Annotated in this window: 25 protein-coding genes and 4 pseudogenes; 20 read left to right on the forward strand and 9 right to left on the reverse strand. The window is 39.0% G+C overall.

What is annotated here, in order from left to right:
- Positions 1-86: 86 nt before the first annotated feature.
- From ACLHK8_RS01050 to ACLHK8_RS01080, 7 genes and pseudogenes are all read left to right on the forward strand, one after another.
- Complete coding sequence (locus ACLHK8_RS01050; protein WP_057775459.1) at positions 87-536, forward strand: flavodoxin family protein; 450 nt, start codon at positions 87-89, stop codon at positions 534-536.
- 2 nt (positions 537-538) lie between these two features.
- The gene (locus tag ACLHK8_RS01055; RefSeq protein ID WP_057775461.1) at positions 539-1,531 is read left to right on the forward strand and encodes an alpha/beta hydrolase; all 993 of its coding nucleotides are present in this window, start codon (positions 539-541) and stop codon (positions 1,529-1,531) included.
- 129 nt (positions 1,532-1,660) lie between these two features.
- A complete protein-coding gene (locus ACLHK8_RS01060; RefSeq protein ID WP_323707338.1) occupies positions 1,661-2,308 on the forward strand; it encodes an NAD(P)H-binding protein in 648 nt (215 codons plus the stop codon).
- 117 nt (positions 2,309-2,425) lie between these two features.
- Entirely contained in the window at positions 2,426-3,166 is a 741-nt protein-coding gene (locus tag ACLHK8_RS01065) for an SDR family oxidoreductase (RefSeq protein WP_063697607.1), read from the forward strand.
- 343 nt (positions 3,167-3,509) lie between these two features.
- A complete protein-coding gene (locus ACLHK8_RS01070; protein ID WP_197460030.1) occupies positions 3,510-3,824 on the forward strand; it encodes an ArsR/SmtB family transcription factor in 315 nt (104 codons plus the stop codon).
- An 8-nt stretch (positions 3,825-3,832) separates the two neighbouring features.
- Positions 3,833-4,833, forward strand: a pseudogene (locus ACLHK8_RS01075) (NADP-dependent oxidoreductase).
- Between the two features lie 394 nt (positions 4,834-5,227).
- On the forward strand, positions 5,228-5,698 hold the full coding sequence (locus ACLHK8_RS01080) for a hypothetical protein (protein WP_057775470.1): 471 nt from the start codon (positions 5,228-5,230) through the stop codon (positions 5,696-5,698).
- A 192-nt stretch (positions 5,699-5,890) separates the two neighbouring features.
- Here ACLHK8_RS01080 and ACLHK8_RS01085 read toward each other — a convergent pair whose 3' ends face one another.
- The 5 genes and pseudogenes from ACLHK8_RS01085 to ACLHK8_RS01105 form a co-directional block, all read right to left on the reverse strand.
- Positions 5,891-6,067 (reverse strand): IS3 family transposase, encoded by a 177-nt coding sequence (locus ACLHK8_RS01085; RefSeq protein ID WP_406827424.1) that lies wholly within the window; start codon positions 6,065-6,067, stop codon positions 5,891-5,893.
- Positions 6,004-6,288 carry a hypothetical protein gene (locus ACLHK8_RS01090; RefSeq protein ID WP_323707337.1) on the reverse strand — a complete coding sequence of 95 codons (285 nt, stop codon included), beginning with the start codon at positions 6,286-6,288 and terminating at the stop codon, positions 6,004-6,006. Before ACLHK8_RS01090 ends, ACLHK8_RS01085 begins: the two co-directional genes overlap by 64 nt.
- Positions 6,255-6,587 (reverse strand): annotated as a pseudogene (locus ACLHK8_RS01095) (IS3-like element ISLsa2 family transposase); the annotation flags it as partial. The pseudogene ACLHK8_RS01095 and the gene ACLHK8_RS01090, both read right to left, overlap by 34 nt.
- Before the next feature lie 18 nt (positions 6,588-6,605).
- Positions 6,606-6,737, reverse strand: coding sequence for a hypothetical protein (locus ACLHK8_RS01100; protein ID WP_269451346.1), 132 nt, complete (start codon positions 6,735-6,737; stop codon positions 6,606-6,608).
- 20 nt (positions 6,738-6,757) lie between these two features.
- The gene (locus tag ACLHK8_RS01105) at positions 6,758-7,243 is read right to left on the reverse strand and encodes a hypothetical protein (RefSeq protein ID WP_063697598.1); all 486 of its coding nucleotides are present in this window, start codon (positions 7,241-7,243) and stop codon (positions 6,758-6,760) included.
- 105 nt (positions 7,244-7,348) lie between these two features.
- On the opposite strand from ACLHK8_RS01105, the gene ACLHK8_RS01110 reads away from it, so the two are divergent.
- Together ACLHK8_RS01110 and ACLHK8_RS01115 are read left to right on the forward strand one after the other, a co-directional pair.
- On the forward strand, positions 7,349-7,555 hold the full coding sequence (locus ACLHK8_RS01110) for a hypothetical protein (protein ID WP_156486334.1): 207 nt from the start codon (positions 7,349-7,351) through the stop codon (positions 7,553-7,555).
- Positions 7,556-7,717: 162 nt separating this feature from the next.
- Positions 7,718-9,205, forward strand: a complete 1,488-nt coding sequence (locus ACLHK8_RS01115) for an FAD-dependent oxidoreductase (RefSeq protein WP_057774792.1) — start codon at positions 7,718-7,720, stop codon at positions 9,203-9,205.
- Positions 9,206-9,538: 333 nt separating this feature from the next.
- On the opposite strand, the pseudogene ACLHK8_RS01120 reads toward ACLHK8_RS01115, so the two are convergent.
- Positions 9,539-10,768, reverse strand: a pseudogene (locus tag ACLHK8_RS01120) (IS110 family transposase).
- A 349-nt stretch (positions 10,769-11,117) separates the two neighbouring features.
- On the opposite strand from ACLHK8_RS01120, the gene ACLHK8_RS01125 reads away from it, so the two are divergent.
- From ACLHK8_RS01125 to pyrE, 7 genes and pseudogenes are all read left to right on the forward strand, one after another.
- Positions 11,118-11,984, forward strand: coding sequence for an ABC transporter ATP-binding protein (locus tag ACLHK8_RS01125; protein WP_323715101.1), 867 nt, complete (start codon positions 11,118-11,120; stop codon positions 11,982-11,984).
- Positions 11,984-12,709, forward strand: coding sequence for a hypothetical protein (locus ACLHK8_RS01130; RefSeq protein ID WP_434520346.1), 726 nt, complete (start codon positions 11,984-11,986; stop codon positions 12,707-12,709). The genes ACLHK8_RS01125 and ACLHK8_RS01130 overlap by 1 nt, the downstream gene beginning before the upstream one ends.
- Positions 12,710-13,032: 323 nt before the next feature.
- A complete protein-coding gene (locus ACLHK8_RS01135; protein ID WP_082623313.1) occupies positions 13,033-13,962 on the forward strand; it encodes an aspartate carbamoyltransferase catalytic subunit in 930 nt (309 codons plus the stop codon).
- An 11-nt stretch (positions 13,963-13,973) separates the two neighbouring features.
- Complete coding sequence (locus ACLHK8_RS01140; RefSeq protein ID WP_057774780.1) at positions 13,974-15,242, forward strand: dihydroorotase; 1,269 nt, start codon at positions 13,974-13,976, stop codon at positions 15,240-15,242.
- A 3-nt stretch (positions 15,243-15,245) separates the two neighbouring features.
- Entirely contained in the window at positions 15,246-16,343 is a 1,098-nt protein-coding gene (locus ACLHK8_RS01145) for a carbamoyl phosphate synthase small subunit (protein ID WP_063698515.1), read from the forward strand.
- A 256-nt stretch (positions 16,344-16,599) separates the two neighbouring features.
- Positions 16,600-19,778 (forward strand): annotated as a pseudogene (gene carB, locus ACLHK8_RS01150) (carbamoyl-phosphate synthase large subunit).
- Positions 19,779-19,796: 18 nt separating this feature from the next.
- Positions 19,797-20,405, forward strand: a complete 609-nt coding sequence (pyrE, locus tag ACLHK8_RS01155) for an orotate phosphoribosyltransferase (RefSeq protein WP_057774775.1) — start codon at positions 19,797-19,799, stop codon at positions 20,403-20,405.
- A gap of 63 nt (positions 20,406-20,468) precedes the next feature.
- On the opposite strand, the gene ACLHK8_RS01160 is transcribed toward pyrE, so the two are convergent.
- Genes ACLHK8_RS01160 through ACLHK8_RS01170 form a run of 3 tightly spaced genes read right to left on the reverse strand, consistent with a single transcriptional unit; the run spans position 20,469 to position 23,078 of the window.
- Positions 20,469-21,110, reverse strand: coding sequence for a TetR/AcrR family transcriptional regulator (locus tag ACLHK8_RS01160; protein ID WP_057774771.1), 642 nt, complete (start codon positions 21,108-21,110; stop codon positions 20,469-20,471).
- A gap of 28 nt (positions 21,111-21,138) precedes the next feature.
- Positions 21,139-22,356, reverse strand: a complete 1,218-nt coding sequence (locus ACLHK8_RS01165; RefSeq protein ID WP_063698519.1) for an ABC transporter permease — start codon at positions 22,354-22,356, stop codon at positions 21,139-21,141.
- The gene (locus ACLHK8_RS01170) at positions 22,353-23,078 is read right to left on the reverse strand and encodes an ABC transporter ATP-binding protein (protein ID WP_063698521.1); all 726 of its coding nucleotides are present in this window, start codon (positions 23,076-23,078) and stop codon (positions 22,353-22,355) included. The genes ACLHK8_RS01165 and ACLHK8_RS01170 overlap by 4 nt, the downstream gene beginning before the upstream one ends.
- 278 nt (positions 23,079-23,356) lie before the next feature.
- Between ACLHK8_RS01170 and ACLHK8_RS01175 the strand changes: the two genes are divergently transcribed.
- The 4 genes from ACLHK8_RS01175 to ACLHK8_RS01190 all read left to right on the forward strand — a co-directional run bounded on the left by ACLHK8_RS01175 (position 23,357) and on the right by ACLHK8_RS01190 (position 26,125).
- Positions 23,357-23,653 carry a hypothetical protein gene (locus tag ACLHK8_RS01175; protein ID WP_057774763.1) on the forward strand — a complete coding sequence of 99 codons (297 nt, stop codon included), beginning with the start codon at positions 23,357-23,359 and terminating at the stop codon, positions 23,651-23,653.
- Entirely contained in the window at positions 23,643-23,942 is a 300-nt protein-coding gene (locus ACLHK8_RS01180; protein ID WP_231908622.1) for a hypothetical protein, read from the forward strand. The genes ACLHK8_RS01175 and ACLHK8_RS01180 overlap by 11 nt, the downstream gene beginning before the upstream one ends.
- Positions 23,943-24,106: 164 nt before the next feature.
- Complete coding sequence (locus ACLHK8_RS01185) at positions 24,107-25,420, forward strand: MATE family efflux transporter (RefSeq protein WP_063698523.1); 1,314 nt, start codon at positions 24,107-24,109, stop codon at positions 25,418-25,420.
- A gap of 81 nt (positions 25,421-25,501) precedes the next feature.
- Positions 25,502-26,125: a flavin reductase family protein gene (locus ACLHK8_RS01190; RefSeq protein ID WP_057774758.1), complete on the forward strand. Its 624-nt coding sequence runs from the start codon at positions 25,502-25,504 to the stop codon at positions 26,123-26,125.
- The last annotated feature ends 179 nt before the right edge of the window (positions 26,126-26,304 follow it).

Genomic DNA, 26,304 nt, shown 5'->3' on the forward strand with positions numbered 1-26,304 from the left:
TTCTTGTCTAACAATTATGGAGCACTTTATGCGCTGGAGTGCGGTCTAGCGGATACAATAGTAATTGTTGTGAAGGAGGAATAAATTTGAAGATCCTTAAAAAGGTAAATAACCAAGGTTTTGGTAATAATGTATTGTTTATCAATGCAAGCGAAAACGTAACTGGCAATACAAGTAAACTAGGCAACAAATTACTCAAAGGTAATAAGTATCGACAATTAAATCTTGTGGATTATAAAATCTATCAAATAGGCCAGAAATTTTCAGATGATCAATTTAACGATGTACTTGGTGTAATTGAGCAGTCTGAAACTGTCATACTGGGAACACCAGTTTACTGGCATACGATGAGTGGCTATTTAAAAACGCTGTTAGAAAGACTTTCACAGGATTCGGATAAAGATGCATTGCATGATAAATCGATTGGTGTATTTGTTCAAGGTTCTAGTCCAAGTGACACTATTGAACCGACCAACAGCATCATTAAAACTTTTGCAAGAGTTGCAGGGATGAAATATATAGAAATGAGATATTAAGAATGGAAAATCAATTTGGTTTAGTTTATAAAGGGGCATTGACTCAAAATGTTGCAGGTGAGGTCAATATTCGTACAGTTGAATATGAGGCAAATGGTGTAAAAATTGGGGCCAATGTTTATACACCTGCCAACTATGATGAAGACAGTGATCAATTATATTCAGCAGTAACGGTTGCGCATCCAAATGGTGGTGTTAAAGAACAAGTTGCCGGGTTATTTGCTCAAAAATTGGCAGATAATGGGTATATTACAGTTGTGGCTGATGCGGCTTATCAAGGAGCTAGTGATGGATTACCACGTAATACGGACAACCCAGCTTATCGAACAGAAGATATTCGGGCTATGGCAGACTTCTTAGAGAGTTTTCCTGGTGTTGATATTAACAAAATTGGCGCATTAGGGATTTGCGGTGGTGGTGGTTACACGATTGAGGCAGCAAAAACTGATAAGCGTTTAAAAGCTATCGTGACTATTAGTATGTTTAATAGTGGCCGTGTTCGACGAAATGGTTTCCACGATTCACAACTTGATTCAATCCAGCAACGATTACAAGACGCCGCTCAAGCACGTACTAATGAGAAACGGGGTAATGAAGTTGAGTATATTGGTGAACTATTTACTCAACCTGTAGTTCTCACAACAGAACAGCTTGAAAAAATTCCTGCTGGTCTTTATCGGGACGGTATGGTCTATTACGGTAATACTCATTTTCATCCTAGATCTACGGGTCGATATACTAAAAGCAGCCTGATTAACTTAATGGCCTTTGACGTCGAAGATCACGTTGAATTAATTAATCAACCATTGCTAATGATGGCAGGATCTGATGCAGATACGCGCTATATGACCGATGACGTCTATAAAAAATTAACTACTGAAGATAAAGATCTTTTCTTATTGGAAGGCGCTTCACATATTGATACCTACTGGAAAGAACCATATGTTACGCAGGAAATAGATAAATTGGTCACTTTTTTTAATCGAAAGCTATAGTTGAAATTATAAAGGCTGTTAATTTGTGTAGTGTGAAAATAATCATTACTAAGTTCTTTTAATTGTTTTTGAAACCACACTGAGGTTTATAGTGAGATTAGCAAGTTAAGCTGTCAAGGAGGCAATCAAATGAAAGTAATTATTTTAGGCGCTACAGGACAAATATCAGGTTTTTTGATTGAACGTTTGTTAAGAGAAACTGATGCCGAGTTGACTTTATTTGGCCATAACGTAACTAATCGCGTTCAATTAAGTGTACCAGAGCGAGAGAATATCGTTGATGGTGATATTTTGGATATTGCCACGTTAGTACATGCCCTCAAAGGTCAAGATATAGTGTTCTTGAATGTGCCAACTGCGGACGCAATGAATGGGACTGCTACGGCTATGCAACAAGCTAGTATTCGTCGATTAATAGTTTCTGGAACCATAGGACTTTATGACGAAGTTGGGGGTAAGTTCGGTGAATGGGGAAAATCTTCTATGGGGGCCTATTTTTCAAACCGACAACCAGAGCGGAATGCAATCGATGCGTTGGATTCTGATTCTAATATTGACTACACTTATGTACGGATGTCAATGCTATACAACAATTCGAAGAATGACGATTATACATTGATTCCATTTGGAGAAATGGTCACAGGAGCGCAAGTCTCACGGCAAGCAGTCGCACGTTTTATTACTGATATGGTAAAAACGCCGACACTGCAAATTAATAAAAATGTCGCAATTATTGAAAAGGGTTCTGAAAATATGAGTAAACCATCGTTCTATTAAGAAATAAATGATTGATATAAAACACATTTTTTAAAATAATTAGAACAAAAAGCTTGCTATAGTGTGCAGACTAAGGTTTATATTAAGCAATGAAAACAGATAAGAAGTGTTTATTTTATGACAAAAAAAGTTATTGTGATTACAGGTGCATCAAGTGGTATTGGTGAAGCAACGGCAAAATTATTGGCCGCACAGGGCAATCAATTAGTTTTAGGCGCCCGTCGTGAAGCTCGTTTACAAGAAATTGTCAGAGATATCGAAGCTGCAGATGGTGAAGCAACTTACATGGTGACTGACGTGACGGATCTTGCTTCTGTAAAGAAATTAGCTCAACAGGCAATCGACACGTATGGTCGAATTGATGTTTGGCTGAATAATGCTGGCCTAATGCCACAATCTGTGCTAGCAGAAGGAAAAGTTGAAGACTGGGAACGAATGATCGATGTCAACGAAAAGGGTGTCCTTTACGGTATTAATGCAGCACTTGGTATTATGCGTGAGCAGAAGTCTGGTCATTTCATTAATACTTCTTCTATTGCAGGACATATTGTTGGACCTGGTTCTGCTGTTTATAGCGCTACTAAACAGGCTGTTTTAGCTATTAGTGAGGGCTTACGCCAAGAAGAGGCACAGGCTGGTAGTAACATTCGGGTTACGGTTGTGTCACCAGGTGCATTTGCAACTGAACTAACAAACTCGATTACGGATGAAGCGGTCAAAAAAGGGACTGAACAATTTTATGATCAATTTGCAATTTCGCCAGATCGTGTTGCGGAATCGATTGCTTTTGCAATCAATGCACCAGAAGATACAGCAATTAATGAAATTATTATTCGTCCAAGCAAACAAGTGATGTAATAATCGCATAATTACAAGTGTTAAATCGGTTGATTATAGCTATAATCTTAATTAAAGTTATAGCTATTTTCATACATAACCTAATTTATAGATCAGCAGGGTAAAGTATACAGTCGCAATGTTTTTGCTAGTACTTTTTTTCTATAGAGGTTTAATTAGCGAATAATAATGATGCCAGATACTTTAAAAATTGTTGAAAATATAGCAAGAGAAATAAAATATTGCTCTGTCTCGATTTACTTTCCCGATGTAGCTATTTTGAAATTAATACGATAAAATATATGAAAAGGTTTAAACGTTTTAACGGAGGAACGTTAATATGAAAAAAACAGAAGACTTTCAAATGATTGAACGTGGGTTTGTACAAAGCCAAGCGATTTTTGTTGCATTAGGGGATGAAAACCGGCAGTCAATTATCATTTCGTTATTGAAGGCTGGTTGCGATGGTCTGCGAGTTGGTCAACTAACCGAGCAAACTCACTTATCACGGCCTGCAGTTTCACATCATTTGAAAATTTTAAAAGAGGCTCAGCTAGTTTCAATTCGAAAGGATGGCACTAAGCACTATTATGCAGTTCAGCCAAGTAAAAACTTTGCGATTATGCAACAAACTGCAGCAATCATTGAGCGATTAGCAGAGGAGAATGAGAGTAAATGAATGTAACAATGCGCGCAATGCAAATTAACAAATACGGTCACGCTAAACTTGTTTTAAAACAAGTACCAATTCTTGAAATTGGAGCCACTGATGTACTTGTAGCAATCAAAACTGCCAGTGTGAATCCAATTGATTCTAAGACTCGTGATGGAGAAGTTAAGTTACTGGTGAAGCATACCATGCCACTCACTTTAGGCCAGGATTTTGCTGGCATAATTGTAAAGATTGGTGCACAGGTGGCTAAATTTAAAGTGGGTGATGAGGTCTATGGTCGGCCACGCGATACAAGAATTGGTACTTTTGCAGATTATTTGGCAGTCGATGAAGCTGATATTGCACTTAAACCAGCTAATTTATCATTCGAGCAAGCAGCTGCGATTCCTTTAGTTGGGTTGACCAGTTACCAAGCATTAGTTGATATCCCAAGGTGGAACCCGGCCAAAAAGTATTTATTCAGGCTGGTGCTGGTGGCGTCGGTTCAATTGCAATTCAACTGGCAAAAAATTTAGGAGCATATGTAACAACTACTGCAAGTGCTAAAAATGAACAACGAGTTAGAGAATTAGGTGCGGATCAAGTAATTGATTACCACACTACGCAGTTTGAAGACGTTTTGAGCGACTACGATATAGTCTTTGACACATTGGGTGGCAATCAACTTGATAAATCATTTAAAATCTTAAAACCAGGTGGCAGGATTGTCTCAGTATCGGGATTACCAAATGCAAAATTTGGTCGTGAACGAAAATTAGGGTGGCTAAAAACATGGTTATTTGGACTAGCAACGCTTAAGTTATCGCGGTTGGAGCGCAAATATCATGTGTCGTATCATTTTTTATTTATGCAACCTAGTGGAAAAGAACTTGAGCAATTGACAAAGTTGATTGAACAGGAAAAATTAATACCGATTATCGATCGGATATTTTCACTCCCAGATGCGCAAGCGGCGTTAGAATATTCCGAAACTGGTCACGCTCATGGTAAAATAATTATTAAAGTTGATGAATAACAGATAAAGCAAAGACACAGTTATGTAATCATTAAGTTTAAATTGGGCACCTGTCCAATCCTACTGATAGCTAATTTTTGGACAGAACTAGAAGTTACATAACTTCTAGTTCTGTTTTTTTATTTGGTTTGGTTCGCAGCTGTTGTGACTTGATTCGGGAAACTGAATGATGGTAATTACGGAAGCCAAAAGCTATTCGCTGATTCTGTTTGCTTATGCGTTTAATGCTTCAATTGTCCCTTAAAGGGTGTTTATACTGAACTGCGCTAAAAATAATAATTCGTTCAGAAAATTTTTTTGATTAAAAAGCTTGCCATAGAGTTCAGTCTAGGGCTTAAACTACGGTTATTGAAGACAGAGCAATCAACTTTGTCTATAATTTTGAGGTGAGCGTATGCAACGAACATTATTTATTAATACAAGTAATTATCACGGTAGCCTGGTTCTTAAATTAGCTAAAATAGTTGTTTCAAAGCAGATGAGTCAAACGATTAGTTTAGCTAAACATCTCGTTTTAGCTGATCTTGGGGAAGAGGATGAGGATGAATTTTTAGGTATTTGTGAGTCGGTTCGTGACGCAGATGTTTTGACTGTCGGTGTGCCGCCAGATTGGCAAAGTAGATCATCAATGACCGCATTTATTAAGCGAATGGCTGAGGTGCAGGGAATTGATAATCCGTTTAGACGAAAAAAATTGGTTTTAGTAATGCCGGCTGGAGCTAGTACTGAAACCGTGATTAATATTTGGAGTGATGTTGCTGTCCGGTTTGATATGGATTTAGTGGAAGTAGTTACTGATATCGATTCAGCGAGAGCCGTGCCGCACAATATCTCTTTACAGGTACTGATTCACCGACTACGATGAGGATTATTTATCGACTAACTTCAAATTGACTAGAATGACACGTGGCAAATAATAAAAAAGTAAGAATTAAAGCTTGCTATAGAGTCCAGACCGTAGTTTACACTAGTATTGTATTAAAGAAGTGGTCATTGAGGAGATAAAATTAGCATAAAAAAAGGAATGTGAACTGAACCCCATAATTTGGAGTGGATTTTAAGCAACCAACTGGTCGGATAGGTTTCGGTATTGTACCGGAGTTTTTCCGGCCAGTTTTGTTCTAATTCTTTTATTATTATAATAACTAACGTATTCAGTTATGGCTATTCTTAATTCTTCGTAGGAGGAATAGTGGTTATTATGACCGTTCCAACTTTTAAAATATGGAAACAACTCTCAGCAATCGCTTTATCCAGACAAGTCACTTTGCGACTCATACTCTGGATAATGTGGTTTTTCTTTAACTTGGAAACATACTGATAATTCTGATATTGAAAACCTTGATCTGAATGAATTGTCATCTTATAAGGTAATTGTGGTTTTGAACGAATTAAATCCATTAAAGGTTTTGTGACAAACGCTACATTAGGGCTAAGACCAATATTCCATGACATATCTCGTTACTGTAAAGATCAACAAATGAAGTAAAATAAGTCCGCTCAGAAATCGAACCAGAACCCCAGCGAACTTCAGTCACATTGGTCACTACTTTTTGATAAGGTCGATCCGTATTGAATCTGCGATTCAGTTTGTTTTTAGCAAGTTTACCAACAGTGCCTCGATAAGAATTATATTTTCTATTTTTTCGATCAAAAGCATGACAAAGCGCGTCATTTTGTTTCATAGTCTTTAATACCACTTTATGGTTAATAATTTTACCGTTGTTTCTTAATGCATCGGTAACCGTACGATATCCGAAATCTGGATTATCTTATCTAATTTGAAGAATTTCATCCACTAAGTCCTGGGAATAATTAGTTTTATATTGTAGGTTAAGTGCATCATGATAACTACTATTTGACATACCGACAACTTTTAAAACAAAGCTAATCACTTCGTTCAAATCACGCCTTAATTCAGCAACTATTTGTGCTTTTTCCTGGTTTTTAATGCTTTCTTTTTCTGAACCAAGGCGTGCAATTTTTCCAAATAAGCTAATTTAACTCTCAATTTACGGTTTTCTTCTTCTAACTCTTTTTTAGACTTTTCATTATTACTATCTGACATGGTATTTGACCGCCTTTGATTAGGATTAAGGTGTCCTTGTTCAAGAGCTCGTTCCCATTGCCAAATTACAGCTGGATGTTTAATTCGAAACTGCTTAGCAGTTATCGGCAAGGATGCATTTTGATCTAAACGCCATTTAATTACTTTCATTTTAAACGAATAATCAAAGTAAGTCTTTCTATGGTTTAAACTGAGACCTTCAACACCGAACTGTTCTAACCTGCGTTTCCACTCATACAAAATGGCAGAGCCCTTGATACTGTACTTTTTCATGATGATACTTTGAGGCAGGCCACTAGTTAATTCTAGAACTGCATTTATTTTATTTTCCTTTGAGAACATAACAAACCCCGATAATTGGAGTAATTCAAATTATCGGGGTTCAGTTCAGATGATAATTTTCATTTAGTTCATATGACCGGCATGGTCCAAACTAAGGCCGAATGGTTGGGACAAATTGATAGCAAACAAATGAATTATTTCTCTTCAACTGGAGAACATGTGGAAATCAAAGAAGAGGGTAATGATAAGTCGGTCTTAAGTGGGCAGAGCCAGGTAGATGCCAGTATTCATGGTGGTCGAAATACGTGGCCTTTACAATTGAATTTACACGTAGAAAAGTTAGCTGATTGGCTGGAAAATTATGAATATTGATGCCAAGATGTACTAAAAGAAATAATTTAAATTCTATTGTCGGCAAAATAAGCCTGCGATAGAATTTTTTTGAGGATCGTAAAGCATTCTGATTTTATGTAAATATTGGAGTACACTGATAACGATCGACAAAACAAATTTTTGCAAAGGAGATCTTTGGACATGAAAGCAGATGTAGTGATAGTTGGGGCCGGCGCATCAGGAATTGGTGCGGGACTCACTTTAGCTGAAGCAGGCAAACAGGTTATCTTACTTGAAAAGGGAGATAAGTTTGGGGGTGCCGGAATGTTTGGTGCTCAAGGCTTGTTTGCAGTTGGCAGTAGCCAGCAAGAAGCGGAAGGTAATTCTTTCACTTTAAAACAGGCTTACCAAGAGCTGGTAGGATACACGCATTACCGTTCTAATTCTGCCTTAACAAAAGCAATTCTGTCCAAATCAGCTTCTACGATTGATTGGTTGAGTGAACGCGGATTAAAAACCGAGTTAGTCAACAATACTCAAGAAGTGCATCAAGATCATCCTAAAGTCTATCACCAATATATTGATAAATTTGCCGGATTTGATCGATTAATGCAAAATTTCAAAGATCAAGGTGGACGGTTGCTGTTACAAACTGCTGGAGTTGAAATTATCCGTGATCAGGATCAAGTTACAGGGATTAAAGTTATCCAAAACAAGAAAGATTTTGTGATTGATTGTTCGATAGTTATCGCAGCTGATGGTGGATTTATTGGCAACTCAGATTTGGTCAAAGAACATTTAGCAATTGATTCAAATAACCTGTATAGCATGGGCGAGCGCAAAGCAACTGGAGACGGTATTAAAATGTTGGCACAATTGGGCGCAGACACCAGCCATATTGGGGTGTTTGAAAATCACGCAGCTTCTGTCATTTCACCACATGACGCTAAATGGCACAACGACACAATTTTTACCCTAACCAATTTGCCGTTTCTGTGGGTTGATCAAAGTGGCAAACGATTTGTTGATGAAAGTGTTTGTTATGACTTTGCGCTGTGGGGGAATATTACTTACACAATTGGCGGAGCGTACTACTTCATTTTGGATCAAGCCCTCGTGGATAAATTGTCTGATCAAGAACTTAATTGGACCAATTCATTTGAGCGAACGTTTGTCAGTTTGGCGCACAAACCAATGACACATAAGGTTGGACCATTTCCCCAAATTGATGTTGATTTAGAAGAAGCCGTTGCCAAAGGGGCCGCTTGGAAGGCCGAAAACTTAAAAGAATTAGCAGAGCAACTTCAGGTCTCAAAAGAAACTCTTGGACAAACGGTGAACCGATACAATATGCAGGTTGCCCAAAAAGAAGATTCTGATTTCTATAAGCCAAGTGAATTCATGCGCTTTTCAGTAGCGCAAGGACCATTTTATGCAGTTAAGGCTCGCTCGACTTCTTTAGGAACCATTGGCGGCATTGAAACTAATGAAAGGATGGAAGTTTTGAAGACGAACAAAAAGCCTGTGCAAGGAACGTTTGTGGCCGGCAACAATGCCAGTGGGATGTATGATACTTCATATCCAACTCTAGAAGGAATTAGCTGTGCGTTTGCTTGGAACTCAGGTCGGATTGCTGGTGAATCAGCAATCAAACTTTTGGATGTGGGAACAGAAACCTATTATGACTAATTTTTTGATAATGTGAGTTAAGTCAAAGAGAATATGAAGTAAAAAAATTGGCGAAATCTTCATACCGATGATTCACTACTTTTTTTGATTGCCTTGGCGTTTAAAATAATTTGAATTTATATAATTCGAAAAAATAAACGTATGAAATAATAGTGTAATGAATATCTAATTTTGATATAATAATACATAAATATGAGCCTTGTGGTAATAAGTCAAGTATGTAAAAAGCTTTGTTTTTATTATTAATCAGTTCTTGAGAGTATAGCTTCCCCAGCCCACTAAAACAGTTAATTTAGCGGGTTAAGAAGGGACTCAGTATCGTAAACTCGAAAGCTATACCACTTTGGGTGGTATATAAAATTGATGGTTTCTAAGCAAGACTTCCACCAATCTTACAAGCTTTCGTGCCGTCAAGACAATAGCTCGACGATGACGATACTTGGGTACCTCTTCATATTTTTTGTGGTAATAGCGTTGGTAAGTAACATCATAACGTCTTATCGAGTTGGCAGCTTCAACTAGATAATAACGAAGATATTGATTACCCTTACGAGTTCGTGGTGTAGCTTGACGAACGCTTGTGCCTGATTCATGTGGTAACCAAGCCAGGCCAGCATACTTGGCAATATGACTTTCATCGGGAAAACGTTCAATTTGACCAATTTCTGCCACAATACCAGCCGCATAAACTGGGCCAATACCGGGAACACTAGTTAAACAATTGATATCTGTGATTTGAGTAGATATCTATGTAGTTGTTTTATCCAAAACTTGGATTTGTTTTTTTAACATCCGAATTTCATTCGCATAGACCGCCAAAATTTCATCAACAGAATCTGTTACGACTTTTGATAGGCGATAAGAAGAACGGGTTGCTTTCTTAATAGCTTTAGCAACGGCTTCGGCATCACCAAACTTACCGTGAGCTAACTGTTGAAGATGGGTGACTAATTCATCAAGAGGTAGCGCCGCTGCCTCGTCCAAGGTTAACTCTTCATCAGTAATTAGGGTCATCATAGTTGAACCAAAAACGGATGTTGGCAGCTCCCGTTCTAACGTATTACAACGATAATAAAGATTATTCAAAAAATGATTTTTAGAATCAGTCATTTGTTTAACCAAGTGATAACGTTCCCGTGTTAGACGTTGCAAAGCCACATAGTTTTCTTGGCGAGCAACTGAAGTTCCCAGTGGTTTGATCCGTAACAAATCAGCTAATTGTTTGGCATCAATCGCATCCGTCTTACCATCATCAAATAACTGGCTAAAATGATGTGACGTATAGGGGTTAATGGTGATAACCGATAAGCCTAAGGCTTGTAACTCGCTATCTTCGGCGAAAAAAGTCATCGGATGAAAATTATAGACCGAGGTGGCTTCCATACCAACAGTTATCTTTTCATAATGGTGGGTTTTAGTCTCAGTTAAGATTACCTGTTTAATTTTAACGGCACCATTAAGATCATTAGTAGTTTCATCTTGAAAACGGCAATGTTGATCAGAATCTAAAGCACAAAAGTCTAATTTATTTTTACCAACATCAATACCTAAATATAAATTCATAGGATAGGACCTCCTTTCACTTTGAATTAATTGGATAAGCTTAGGTGCTGCGTGATGTTCCCTAATTCCAACTCTAACGGGCATCCTCGCAATATAAGAAGACTAGATTAAAAGATTCAGCTGCGTGTCACGCGAGTGAACACGAATCAAATTAATCGCTACAGCTTGTGGTTTGCGGTGTTTCGAATTGTCTGGGCGGCGCGCTTATAACGTAGATAATCTACAGGAGATGAAAGCCTATACCAGTTGGACCTAAATCCAATGAACAATTAGAGAATATCACGCAACATCTAAGTAGGGAATAGTAAATAACAAAGTTTCAAATTATATAATACGAGGAGATGGTGTAATGACGATTACGGTGAAAAATTTAAGTAAAAGTTACGGTAGTATTAAAGCATTAGACATTGACCAACTTACAATTGCTCCCGGGCATGCTTATGGTTTGGTCGGGGCCAACGGGGCTGGTAAAACAACGTTCTTTAAATGCTTAACGAATATTATTACGGATTATTCTGGAGAAATTATATTTGATGGCCATAATCCACGCAAAGAAACTGCCATTTTAACCAAAATGGGAATTGTCCTAGATGACCTTTCTGTTTACAAAGATTATAGTGCCCGATTTAATATTCAATATTTTGCTGGGTTGCGAGGTCATTATGATGCCGTTGCTGCTGAAAAGTTGGCTGACGAGTTGGGACTATTAGCAGCCCTTGATCGCCCAGTTAAGACTTTTTCCTACGGGATGCAAAAGAAATTGGTGTTATTGATTGCACTGATTAATTCTGCAGAAGTTTTAATTTTGGATGAACCATTCCGTGGTTTGGACCAAAAAACGGTTAAGTGGTTTCAGGATTACTTACGAGAGTGGGCGAGTGCGGAACACACATTAATTATTTCCAGTCATGTCCAAACTGACTTGGAAAGTTTATGCGATACAGTTTTCATGATTGACCAGGGTCGCTTAGTTAAAACTGTCGACTTGACTAGCGTGAATGACCAAGCTTTTCGCCTTATTTCCACTGATAATGACGCGCTTTTTGCTGATTTACTTGCTTCAGCAGAAGTTTCTTTTGATAAAACAGCCACTGGGTTTAAAATAGATATTAATTCTGAACAGTGGCAGACCCTATATCCACAGCTCGGCGAACACGCGATTGCGATTACCGCGATGTCCAAAGTTTCGGTGCTAGATCAGCAGGAGGTTAACTAATGAATGCAAGATTGATTTTTAAAATGGAATTATTTAAATATCTGCGTGATAAATTTTATTTGATTGCAGCCTTAGTTTTACTGATCTTAAACATTTTGACAACTGTCCTATTTGTTAATTTTGAGCATCTTTCTTCAGGTCTTTTAGGGACAGCAATTCTCCTGGGGATCATATTACTATTTAGTAATATGATATTCTTGGGAATTATTTATCCCTTCCACTTGCTGGCAATTGATTATAAAAACCGGGTATTAGCTTTGATGGTAGCTTCCGGCGTTAATCGAAGCAAATTGTTCTTTTCAAAAATTGGGGCAACTATCTTGGCAACGGTAGTCATGTCCATTATTTTAACCATTGTGCCAATCGGGACAATTTTCTTTGAGGTTGGTGCTAATGGTGGCTGGGATGAGCTCTTTCAAAATATTGGTGTAATCATGGCACCTGAAATGGTCCCACTTAGTATTTATAGTGTTTTGGGTTATATCGCGGGACTAGTCATGTTAATGACTGCTGTAATTCTTTTAAAAGGAAAAGCACTGAGCATTTTACTATACTTTGGGTTTAGCTTCATAGTCAGTATGGTAGTAGCAGGGCCACTTATGAGCAGTTCAGCTTTTGATTCAGGTGCGACAGCAAGTAGTTGGATCAACGTTGGGATTGAGGCGGTTGTCATTTTGGTGTTTGGGTTTATAGCGCTACAAAGTCTCAGGCACCAAAATCTATAATTAATTGGCTATTGACTTAGCGTTGGTGATCGTCCATACTAATCACTAACAGAAATGATCTTTAATTTAGTCCCGTGAGGCTAAGAATGATCTCGGTAGAAAGTATGAGGAGATCTCTTAACCAAAACGGTTGAGAGATCTTTTATTGTGTATCTAACTAAATATAAAGTAACTGAACCATTTAATTGTTTCCTGAGAGAGCAAAACGGTGCAGTAAAGTCTTTGCAGAACTAGGCAAAGAGTCTACCCGCAGACTAAGTGCACTTGATTGATCGGAAAACGATTAACCAAGTGCTTTTTTTGTATAAGAAAGGATGATCGACATGACAACTACTGATCGGAAACAAGCAAACTTAGTGACGATTGATCAAATCGATGCGGATGATGCACTAGCTTTAATTGATGAAGCTCAAGCTTTCAAAGCTGGTAAACAGGTAACCTTAAAAAAGCCGACGTATGCGATGAATTTATTTTTTGAAAACTCAACGCGCACGAAAACAAGCTTTCAAATGGCCGAAATGAAATTAGGAATGCAGGTTTTGAATTTCAATGCGTCAACCAGTTCCGTAACAAAGGGTGAAAGTTTATATGACACCTTAAAAACAGTAGAATCGATCGGCGTTAATGTGGCGGTTGTCCGCCATCCGCAAACTGGTTACTATCAAGATTTACTCAACCATAAAAATCTGAACATAGGATTAGTCAATGCCGGTGATGGCACAGGTCAGCATCCCTCTCAATGCTTACTTGATATGATGACCATTTACGAGCAATTCAATCATTTCAAAGGATTGAAAGTTATGATCATCGGTGATATTCGCCATTCACGAGTTGCCCGTTCGAATGCAGAGATGCTCTGGAAACTGGGTGCCGACGTATATTTCTCCGGTCCAAAAGATTGGGCTGATCCGAAACTAGAGAAGTATGGGCAACATGGCGGTTTTGAGGAACTTTTACCAAAGATGGATGTCATTAATTTATTGCGGGTGCAGCATGAACGGATTAGTGGGGATGCCAATGCCAGTTTTAATGCGGCAACATACCGTCAGCAATTTGGGTTAACGGATGAGCGGGTAAACCAATTAAAGAAAGATGCCATCATCTTGCATCCAGGTCCCGTCAATCGCGGTGTTGAGATTGATGATGATCTGGTTGAAAGTGAACATTCTCGTATCTTTACCCAAATGCAAAACGGTGTGTTTGTGCGGATGGCAATCTTGAGTCGAATGCTTCGTTTCCAGAACTTCTTATAGGAGGTGTCCCAATGTCAATGTTACTTAAAAATGGTCAAGGTTATGTCGATAAGAAATTGCAACAGTTGAACGTGTTAATTGAAGGCGAGCACATCAGTGATCTGCATAGTACCGCCCAAACTGCCGACACGGTCATTGATTTACACCAAGCCTTGGTTACGCCAGGATTAATCGATGTGCACGTGCATTTACGCGAACCAGGATTCACAAACAAAGAAACGATTAAAACCGGAAGCGCGGCTGCAGCCCACGGAGGCTTTACGACAATCGGCGCAATGGCGAATCTAAATCCTACGCCAAACACACCTGAACGTTTCAAAAAGCAACTTGAGTTAAATCAAAAGAGTTCCGTGAAGATAAAGCAATATGCACCGGTAACTCAGGATCGAAAAGGACAAGCTACAGTTGATTTTGCAGCATTGCGAGGTGCAGGGGCGTTTGCGTTTAGTGATGATGGTTCTGGCATTGCAAACAGTCAGGTCATGTGGACGGCCATGCAAAAACTTGCGGCCTTAAACATGGTGCTTTGTGATCATGCCCAAGATATGCAACTTACTAACGGCGGGGTGATCAATGCTGGAGCTACAGCTGAACGATTGAAAATGCCTGGTGTGAATAAGGTCAGTGAAAGTTCGCAAATCGCACGCAACTTAGTTTTAGCGCAGGCTACTGGTGTTCACTACCATGTCTGTCACGTTTCCACAAAAGAAAGCATTGAATTGATTCGGATTGCGAAAAAAGCGAGGGTCAACGTTACCTGCGAAGTTACACCTCATCATTTGTTGTTAGACGACACAATGATTCAAAACGGCGATGCGCAATTCAAAATGAATCCACCGTTGCGAAGTGCCGAAGATCGCATGGCCTGTGTGGCTGGGTTGATGGATGGCACGATCGATCTAATTGCCACAGATCATGCACCCCATACGGATCAAGAAAAACAACAAGGATTGCTGAATTCACCAAATGGGATTGTCGGTTCTGAAACGGCATTTGCCTTACTTTATACAAGATTTGTAAAAACTGGCATTTGGCCATTAAACAAATTGATCGACTGGCTTAGCGAGGCACCTAAACAAGTATTTCAGCTTTCAACTGTGGGGCAACTTAGGGTCGGGGATCTGGCAGATATTGCGGTTTTTGATTTAGCACATCGTGAAAAGATTTCGGCTACTGGTTTTTTATCAAAAGGGCATAATTCACCATTTCTTGGCCAACAAGTTTATGGAAATACGCTTTTCACATTAGTGAACGGTCAAATTGTCTATCGGAGGTATTAAAACATGGCAAAAAGATATTTGGTTTTAGAAGATGGCAGTGTCTATGAGGGAACTGCGTTTGGCGGAGAGCATAGCGGAACTGGCGAACTAGTTTTTAATACCGGTATGACTGGTTATCAAGAGTCGATTACGGACCAGTCCTATAATGGCGAAATTTTGATGTTTACATATCCGCTCATCGGTAATTATGGTGTTAACTTTGATGATAATGAATCGGTCACCCCAACCACTGCAGGAGTGGTGGTCCATGAATTAGCTCGGTTAGCCAGTAACTGGCGAAATCAAATGAGTTTGGACGAATTTTTGAGACAACATGACATTCCCGGAATTTCTGGATTGGACACGCGGGCAATCACCAAAAAAATCCGCGCACGTGGGACGATGAAGTCCGTACTAGTTAATTCTAAGAAGGAAGCTCAATCAGTTTTAGAACAAGGAATGCAAGTTTCTCCAAAGAGTCTGGTGATGGAAAGTACCACCAAAAATGGTTATCCGAATCCCAATACTGGCAAGCGGATTGTGGTTGTTGATTTTGGATTAAAACATAGTATTTTAAGGGAACTTTCAAAACGAAAATGTAATGTGGTTGTCTTGCCTGCAACCGCAACGGCAGCGCAAATTTTGAATTATAAACCTGATGGTGTTCTTTTGAGCAATGGGCCTGGTGATCCAAAAGATGTGCAAGGGGCAGCCACAATGATTCGAACGGTTGAACGGACGGTACCCTTATTCGGAATTTGTCTTGGACATCAACTGTTTGCCTTAGCTAATGGGGCGGATACGTTTAAGATGAAATTTGGTCACCGAGGTTTTAATCATCCTGTTCGTGAAATTGCGACGAACCGAATTGATTTTACCGCACAAAATCATGGTTATGCCGTGGACGCATCTTCAGTGGCAGACACTGATTTACTGGTGACTCATGAAGAAATTAACGATGACACCATTGAGGGGCTACGTCATAAAAAATATCCGGCATTTTCGGTTCAGTTTCATCCTGACGCGGCGCCAGGGCCTCATGATTCAAGCCATTTGTTTGATGAATTTTTAGAATCTATTACAAGCTACCAACGCCAAAAAAGGATAGACATCCGTGGTTGAAGATAAGATTTTGCGAATGCAAAATTGTCATTGATTATGAAAAGGAGCTAGTCCGACTAGCCGCTTTAGCGGTGTAGCGAGGATAGACATCCGTAGTTGAAGATAAGATTTTGCGAATGCAAAATTGTTATTGATTATGAAAAGGAGCTAGTCCGACTAGCCGCTTTAGCGGTGTAGCGAGGATAGACATCCGTAGTTGAGGATAAGATTTTGCATCTGCAAAATCACCATTGATTATGAAAAGGAGCTGGTCAGAATGCCTAAACGTCAAGATATTCATAAAATATTAGTTATTGGGTCGGGTCCAATCATTATTAGTCAAGCTGCCGAATTTGATTATTCTGGTACTCAAGCTTGTTTAGCACTTAAAGAAGAGGGATATGAAGTAATCTTGGTAAACTCCAATCCCGCCACAATCATGACGGATCCAGAGATTGCTGATCGCGTGTACGTAGAGCCTTTAACGTTGGAATTTGTGAGTGGGGTCATTCGCAAAGAACGGCCAGATGCAATTTTACCAACGGTCGGAGGCCAAACTGGGCTTAACATGGCAAAACAATTGGATGAAGCCGGTGTGCTAAAAGACTTCAAGATTGAATTGTTGGGAACTAGTTTAAAATCGATTAACCAGGCCGAGGATCGTGAACAATTCAAGGAATTAATGGCAAAACTAGGAGAACCGGTACCTGAATCAAAGACAGTTTCAACTGTTGAAGAAGCAGAAGCATTTACGAAAGCAATTGGGTTTCCCGTTATTATTCGACCGGCCTATACGCTGGGCGGTACCGGTGGGGGGATTGCCCACGATGCGCAACAACTCGCCGATATTGCGGAAAACGGATTAGACTTGTCACCAATTACACAAGTTTTGATTGAAAGAAGTATTGCCGGATATAAAGAAATTGAATTTGAAGTGATGCGTGACCACAACGATAATACAATGGTCGTGTGCTCAATGGAAAACTTTGATCCAGTGGGTATTCATACGGGCGACTCGATTGTATACGCGCCCGTCCAAACCCTGTCGGATCGGGAATATCAAATGTTAAGGGATGTTTCCTTGCGGTTGATTTCAGCACTTAAGATCGAAGGTGGCTGTAATGTCCAATTAGCACTGGATCCGGATAGTTTCCACTATGACATTATCGAAGTAAATCCACGGGTAAGCCGTTCTTCCGCATTGGCCTCAAAAGCAACCGGTTATCCCATTGCAAAACTCGCTGCCAAAATTGCCGTTGGGCTAACTTTGGACGAAATCAAAAATCCAATTACCCAAATTTCTTATGCAATGTTTGAGCCTGCTTTAGATTACGTAGTCTGCAAGATTCCGCGTTGGCCATTTGATAAATTTAATCACGCGGATCGCTTACTGGGTACACAAATGAAGGCCACCGGAGAAGTGATGGCGATTGGGCGTAACATCGAAGAAGCCACGCAAAAAGCAGTGCGTTCTTTAGAAATCGGAACCCATTCCCTGAGTTTGCCAGAATTAAAATTCATAACTGATCAAGAGTTAACGGATCGTTTGGTTCATGCGCGAGATGATCGCTTGTTTTGTATTTTTGAAGCTTTAAAACGAGGATGGACGACTGATGAAATTCATGAATTTACCAAAATTGATTATTTCTACTTGGATAAATTAGTGCACATTCTTGAAATTAAAACGCAATTACTTCAAAGCCCGAATGACACAGCCATTTTAAAGATAGCCAAAGAAAATGGGTATACGGATGAAGAGATTGGTGTTGCCTGGCAAAAATCCGGTGATGAAATTCGTCAGCTACGACAGGCTAATCACATTTGGCCAGTTTATAAAATGGTCAATACCTGTGCAGCCGAGTTTGACTCACAAACTCCTTATTTTTACAGTACGTATGAAACTGAAAATGAAAGTGTCAGAGATGAGAAACCATCCGTTTTGGTGCTTGGCGCGGGTCCCATTCGAATTGGACAAGGCATTGAATTTGATTATGCACCGTTCATTGTGTGCAAACCTTAAAAGAGGCCGGTTATGAAGCGATTATTATGAATAATAATCCGGAAACAGTTTCGACTGATTTCTCCATTTCGGATAAATTGTATTTTGAGCCGCTGACTTTAGAGGACGTGTTAAATGTGATTGACTTGGAGCAGCCAGTTGGTGTTATTGTTCAATTTGGAGGCCAAACCGCAATTAATTTAGCGCAACCATTATCAGACCATGGCGTCAAAATCTTAGGCACAGCGGTCAAAGATGTTAACCGAGCAGAAGATCGTGATGAATTTGATAAAATTATTCAAGCACTGAAGATCCCGCAACCATACGGAGATACAGCCACTACCAATGAAGAAGCACTAACGGTTGGCGAAAAGGTGGGGTATCCAATGCTGGTGCGCCCAAGTTATGTGTTAGGTGGTCGGGCCATGGAAATTGTTCATAACACGCAGGAGCTGAAACATTATATGCACGCCGCCATTAAAGTTTCGCACGATCATCCCGTTTTGTTAGATCGGTATGTAACTGGTCGCGAGTGTGAAGTTGATGCGATCTGTGATGGTGATACGGTTGTTATTCCTGGAATTATGGAGCATATTGAACGCGCCGGAATTCACTCCGGAGATTCGATGGCGGTTTATCCACCCCAAACTTTCTCACAATCAGTCAAAAATCAGATTGAGAGTGAAACGATCAAGTTAGCGCATGCCTTGAAGTGCTACGGGCTGATGAATGTGCAATTTGTCATTCATAATGAAGAGGCATACGTGATTGAAGTGAATCCACGCGCAAGCCGCACAGTGCCGTTTTTAAGTAAAACGACAAAAATACCGATGACCCAATTAGCCACTCAAGTTATTATGGGTCAAAAGTTGGTCGATTTAGGGTATCAAAACGGTTTACAGCCGGAATCAAAATTAGTACATGTTAAATCGCCAATCTTCTCGTTTAGTAAGTTGAATGATGTTGATAGTTTACTGGGACCGGAAATGAAATCAACTGGTGAAGTGATGGGCACGGATACGACGTTTGCGAAGGCTCTTTATAAAGCCTTCGAAGGGAGCGGGTTGCATCTGCCAGCTCATGGAAACATCTTGATGACCGTAAGTGATGAGGAAAAACCGGAAGCTGGCAAGTTAGCCAAACAATTATCGCAATTAGGGTTTAATTTGTATGCGACTGGTGGGACCGCTAATTATTTACAAGACCAAGGGATCTTTGTGGAGCAGAAGGTAAGTAAACTAAGTGATGATGCCTGTGAAATTACGGATTTACTGGCGAATCAAACGATTCAATTGGTCGTCACCACCATTGATGACAACTCGAGTTCCGTCAATGATGGTGCGAAGATTCGTGCGCTGGCAGTGAGTCATGGCATCTTAGTTTTTACATCACTGGACACGTTAGCGGCAGTGGTCACCATGCTAATGAGCCAGACTTATGAAGTTACTGCAATCTAAAAAATGGAGGAATTATCTATGACAATCGCTCAAGAAGTTGCCCAATCGTTGCTTGAAATTAAGGCTGTTGCACTAAGACCAAATGATCCGTTTACATGGGCTAGTGGGATGAAGAGCCCCATTTATTGTGACAATCGATTAACCATCTCATATCCAGAAGTTCGAAACTTGATTTGTAAAGGACTGGCTCAGTTAATTCAAAAAAATTACCCCGAGGCTGAAGTAATTGCGGGGACAGCAACGGCTGGGATTCCGCATGCAGCATGGGTCGCAGATAAGTTGAATTTGCCGTTGATTTACGTCCGTTCTAAGCCAAAGGATCATGGACAAGGCAAGCAGGTTGAAGGTGTTTTAAAGCCTGGTCAAAAAGTTGTAGTGATTGATGATTTAATCTCAACGGGCCAAAGTGTGTTGGGAGCGGTCAAAGCCGTTCAAAATGCAGACGCCAAAGTGGTAGGCGTGGCCGGAATCTTTAGTTATCAGCTTCCAAGTGCCACTAAAAATTTTGCAGATGCGCGAATTGAATTTGATACGGTGACCAATTATTCTATTCTAATTGAAGAAGTTAAAAAACAAAATTATGTTAATGACCAAGAATTAGCTATTTTAAAGAAATGGCGTAGTTAAATAAAAGTAAAAAGAATGAAGCCAAGGATAATATCAAAATTATTATCTTGGCTTCATTCTTTTTTAGTTAATGCTAATTGCACGGGTAATTTGTTCTTCAATAAGATTTAAATCATGATTTAAATCTGTCGTAATTTTTGGAGCATATTTTTGTTGCAAAAGATAAATTATCATTTGTCCAAGAATCGTTCTGATAATCGTTAAAGAATCCAACTCCGGTCGAATCTGTTTTTTAAGTGGATTCTGCATGAATGCTGCTCCGGATATTTTAGGAGCAGAGGCAGTAATAAGTTGCATAAATAAATCCCGAACCTTTTTATTAGTTAGAAATTCAGAAAAAATGATTATAAAGGCATCCATATTCACAGAAACGAAATGATAACGATCTCTTATAAAGAAGTGAATCAGATCTTTGACGGTCGTAAATTTATTTAAAGAATTCAAGAAATCTTTTTGGTAAATGGGAAGCAAGTTCTTGATGATGGGTTGAATAATTGCCAATAATAAGTCTTCCTTCGTTTTGAAGTATTTAAAAATGGTGGCTTGACTAGTTCCGGCTTTTGTAGCTATTTGAGCTGTTGAGGTTCCGTTAAAGCCATACTGCGAAAACAAATCAAGGCCTGCAAGCAAAACGGATCGCTTTCCTTTGGGAATTTTTTGTTCAGCAAGCCATTCGCGATAATTTAAAAATATATTGTTATCCATTTTGAGAGTCCTCCATATATATAGATTACTATACTTTATGATAACGGCGTAAACCAATAATATTTAATAAAGTTAAAACGATCAAGAATCCAAAAAGTATGTCAATGTTTGATCCGAGCGCTGTAATGTGGGTACCACGCATAACAATATCTGAGACGGTATCACCAGAATATTTTATGGGCATAACATAGGAAATACCTTTTACCCAATCCGCCATTGTATCTAACGGAATAATTCCCGAAAAGAAAATTTGAGGAATAATTAAAACAGGAATAAATTGCATCATTTGGAATTCAGAATTGGCAAAAGTAGAAATCAAGATTCCGAAAGCCAGCGCTACTAACGCCAAAATTAAATTGATAAAGACTACGCTACCTAAATTTCCTATGACTTGAAGACCAAGTACCCAAACCGTATACAGCACTATAGTGATAGTTTGAATGGTTGCTAGAATACCATAACTTAACATATAACCAAACACGATTTCTGATCGTTTGACCGGAGTTGCCAACAGGCGATCCAAGGTGCCACTGGTGCGTTCTTTTAATAATGCCATGCCAGAAATTAGAAAGACAAAGAAGAAAACGAAGAAGCTCATTAAAATCGGAATGATTTTAGTGAAGAAACCGGTATCTGAATTCCCGTATACATATTTATTTAACACTTGAGGAGATGAAACATGTTTAACTGACGTCTCTTTTTGTGGTTGATTGGGTAATTTTGTAGATTCATTGATTGATTTTTGCTTATTAGCTTTAGCAGTTTGTACCTGCAATTTTGCCAAGGCAGAAGAAGTTGTCACAAGTTGTTTTTGTACTTTTTTTAGTGCAGTGGTTGAAGTCAGTAAATTGTTTTTAAGATCATTCATATTACTTTCAGTTAAGGCACTTTTAAAAGCCATTTTAACAGCACTTGTTTTGCTAGAATCGGTATTTGCATGCGTTAATGTATACTTATTATGCGCCTTTTGAATAATTGCATCTAGTTTGTTTTGTTTTAAGTCTTTTTTTGCTGAAGCATAATCTGCGTATTTTTGAACGTTAACATGTTTAATCTTATTGAGATCAGAATTTACACTTTTCGAAACTGAAACTGTGCCAATTGAGACTGTTGTGGAAGAATTGCTTGAAAACACGACATTCATCAAAGTTAGGACTAAAATTGGTGCCAAAAACATCAACGCTAAAGTTCGTTTATCTCGGAAAAGCTCTTTTAAAACGCGGTTCATAATTGTAATTGTTCTCATTTTTCTACACCTTCTGCTTTCAAAAATACATCTTCAATTGTGTTGACCTGGTATTGTTGTTTTAATTTTTTTGGAGTGTCAAAAGCCATAATTTTTCCATCCAGGATTAGTGCCACATTATCAACTAGCTCAGCTTCATCCATGACATGGGTTGTGATTAAAATGGCACGACCTTCATTTCTTATTTTCGCTAATTCTCGCCAAATTTGACGACGAAGGGCTGGATCGATACCCACAGTTGGTTCATCTAGAATTAATAATTTGGGATTACCTAGTAGCGCAATTGCCAGTGAAAGGCGACGCATCATACCACCAGAATATCCACTGACTCGTTTATTTAAGTCTTGAGACAAATCCACGACACGAATGACATGTTCAATTTCATTTTGAATCTCTGTTTTATTAAGGCCTTTCATTCTTCCATAAAAAGCTAAGTTTTCTTTAGCAGTTAATGAGTCATAAAGCGCATCAGTTTGAGCCATATAGTCAATTTTAGAAAGCAATTGTCGGTTAGGCATTGTTTTACCAAACACGGTTGCGGAACCACCATCAGCAACTTCCATTCCAAGCGTAGTTTTAATAATTGTTGATTTTCCAGCACCTGATGGGCCAATCAAGCCAACTATTTCGCCTGGTTTAACAGCGAGTGTTACATCTTTTAAAACAGTTTGCGAACTAAATTTTTTCATTAAGTGTGTTAATGAAATTATTGCTTCTTTCATAAAAAAATAATCTCCTCTAATGTTTTTTTAGATAAGTGAGTAATCACTCACTTGTCTAATTTGATTATAAACACTTAAACTTGGATGTCAAGAGGTCTATTTTATGACTACATTTAAATTTTTTATATTGCGACATTTAGAGGAAATCCGTTTCATAAGTTTCTTCTATTCATGTGTAAAAACACTTATACTATGGGTAATTAGTATGAGGACTTAATTAGCCGGAATATTATTTAAAGAAAAGAAACTTATCGATCTAAGAATTAGGAGGAAATTTTATGAATGATTACGCTGAAATTAGTCAATTAGTGGCCAGAGAACGTTTATACCGAGTACGGCACGTTAAGGAATTAGCAGATTGCTACTACCCAGATTCGACGGTGGCAACTAGTTGGCAGGCTGGTAGTTTAGACAGCTTTTTACATGGGGAACCTGCGGAAGTTGATCCTAAGTTTTCAATTTTCGGTAGTATTAGTACTCCTGTTGTGCATCAAAACGGCACTCGAGCTTATGTGGAATTACCTACAACGACCCCATATGCGGATGATTGTCAAAGGTGTTTTAATGGAAATTGAATCTTACCGTCGTTTGATCTATCGGGTGGAAAAACGCGATCAAGATTGGAAGATTGCAAGTATGATTTCAATCAACGAAAGTGATAATTTACGGCCAGTCGTGCCAGGGACAACTTTAAAAATTGATCCTAAAGAACTTGAAGGATTACGTCCTTCATATCAATTTTTGGCTTATGTTCGTCAGGCTGCTGGTGGAAAAATCAGTTCCGATTTACTGGGGATTGATCGTCCGGATGATGTTGCCAAGGTCTATGCGAAAGCAGAGGATTGGCTCACTACTAAAAAGTAAGAAGCCGTTTTCAAACAATGTTGGACAAAAATAAAACCCAGTAGTAGAATTAATTGAGAAATATCGAGTTAATGTAAGAGGTATTAAAACCCCAGGGCAAAGCAACCGGATTCAGGTTACTTTGGCTGGGGATTTTTTTATGGAAGGAGGAAACAATTATGGATATGGATGAATTATTCGCGCATGCGCTAATTCCAAAGGTGTATATGAAGATCGCCTTGCCAGTGGTGTTAGGCATGGTTACTAGTATGATTTACAATTTAGCTGACACATTTTTTGTGGCACAAACTGGTAATGCAGACTTAGTTGCTGGCATTGCATTAGGAACCCCATTATTTTCATTTATGCTGGCAATCGGCGATATCTTTGGGTTAGGTGGGAGCGCAGCAATTTCACGGCTTTTGGGTAAAAAGAAACATGACGAAAGTGCCCGCCTTAGTAGTTTTTGTTTTTACAGTTCCATTGTATTCAGCTTATTTTTAACGGTTTTAATGTTGGTGTTTGAACGGCCAATTTTGGGAGTAATGGGGGTGACTTCACAAACTTATCAATATGCGGCCGATTTTTACCGCATGTTGGCAATGGGGGCAGTCTTTATTATTGTGTCTTTGGTACCCGGTAATATTATTCGGACGGAAGGGTTAGCCACCAAATCAATGATTGCAACGATTTCAGGAACGGTGTTGACAATTATCCTAGATCCAATTTTTCTGTTTAGTTTTCACTGGGGAGCCATTGGCGTTGGTTTGGCAAATGTAATTGGCTATATGTTGAATACTTCTTTGTTGGTTTATTTCATGATTAAAGATTCTCAGGTACTCTCTTTATCCCTTAAAAAGGTGCACGTTTCGAAGACTGCCATGCGTGATGTTTTAAGTATTGGAATTCCAGCTTCGTTGACAAATTTTATGCAAAGCTTCGGAGTCATGATGTTAAATAATTATTTGGCTCCCTATGGGGCGACGGCGATTGCATCAATGGGGATCGTGTTAAAAATATACATGGTCGTGATGTTGATTATGGTTGGTTTTGCCTTTGGTGCACAGCCGTTGATTGGTTATAATTATGGTTCTGGAGATAAACAGCGATTCAAAGATATTGTGAGATTTGATTTTATGGTTGAAGTTGTATACGCCTTAATCTGTGCAGTGATTTTAATGATTTTTGCACCACAAATAATGGCATTATTCATGCGTAACGCTGCTGTTATTTCCATGGGTACCATCATGTTACGGTGGCTTTTGATAACAGCCCCATTCATTGGTGCAATCCTTGTGTTTACGACAATTTTTCAATCCGCTGGCAAAGCACTTGGAGCTTTAGTTATGGCAATTTCTCGGCAACGTGTGATTTTTGCGATTGCAATTATAATTTTGTCGGCCGTGTTTGGCTTTCAGGGTGTTATCGTGGCTCAACCGGTGGCAGATGTTCTAACCTTCTTGATTGGATTTTGGTTGTATAAGCAGCTGTTGGCTTAAACACTCTGAAAACTGAATCAGTTGCCAGAGTGTGGTTAAATAAGTTGCACTTGCTTACATAAAATAAGGAGCGTGATCAAGTTGATTTCAATAAATAGCCAGGATTTAGCAGCTAAAGAAGCCTACAAACTTATTAGTGGCAGCGTGATTCCCCGTCCGATTGCGTGGATCACAACCTATAATCGGGATAAAAGTGTGATTAATCTGGCACCGTTCAGCTTTTTTAGTGGTGTTGCTGGCAAGGAACCGCTTGTTTCCGTTTCAATTTTACGGAAGGAAGATGGCAGCATAAAAGATACTGCCCGTAATTTGATCGATACCAAAGAAGCGGTTGTTCACGTTGTTTCGGAAGGGCTCGTGCATAAAATGAATCAGACTGCGGCCAGTTTGGATGCCAAGGAAACCGAGTTGGCAGACACTAATTTAGAAACAGTTGAAAGTAAACTTGTGGCAGTTCCGGGGTTGCAGGCTGCTAAGGTTCGTTTTGAAGTCCAAGTTTATCAATACGTGCCTATTAAAGATGCTCATGATCAGATCATTACCGATATGTTTATTTTGAAAGTTGTTGAGATGTATTTTGACGAGACAATTTTGAATCAAGAAAAGAATTATATCGATGCGAAGGCTTTAAAGCCGGTTGCTAGATTAGCTGGTCCCCAATACGCAAATCTTGGAAAAACTTATCGAATTACACGACCAAAGTAAAATTGAGACAAAGCTTAGGTAAGATGTTTTGAAAGATTAATAAAATGAAATTAAACTCGTATTCACTCAGAAACAGAATTCTGATTGGGTACGAGTATTTTTGTACGCCGTTTGTAAAATTAAGTTAGAAAAAAACAAAAAAGCCATTTGTGGTAAGCTTTCATTCTACGCTAATAAAA

It is taken from the genome of Pediococcus sp. M21F004 (assembly GCF_051122535.1).
Classification (GTDB): domain Bacteria; phylum Bacillota; class Bacilli; order Lactobacillales; family Lactobacillaceae; genus Pediococcus; species Pediococcus inopinatus.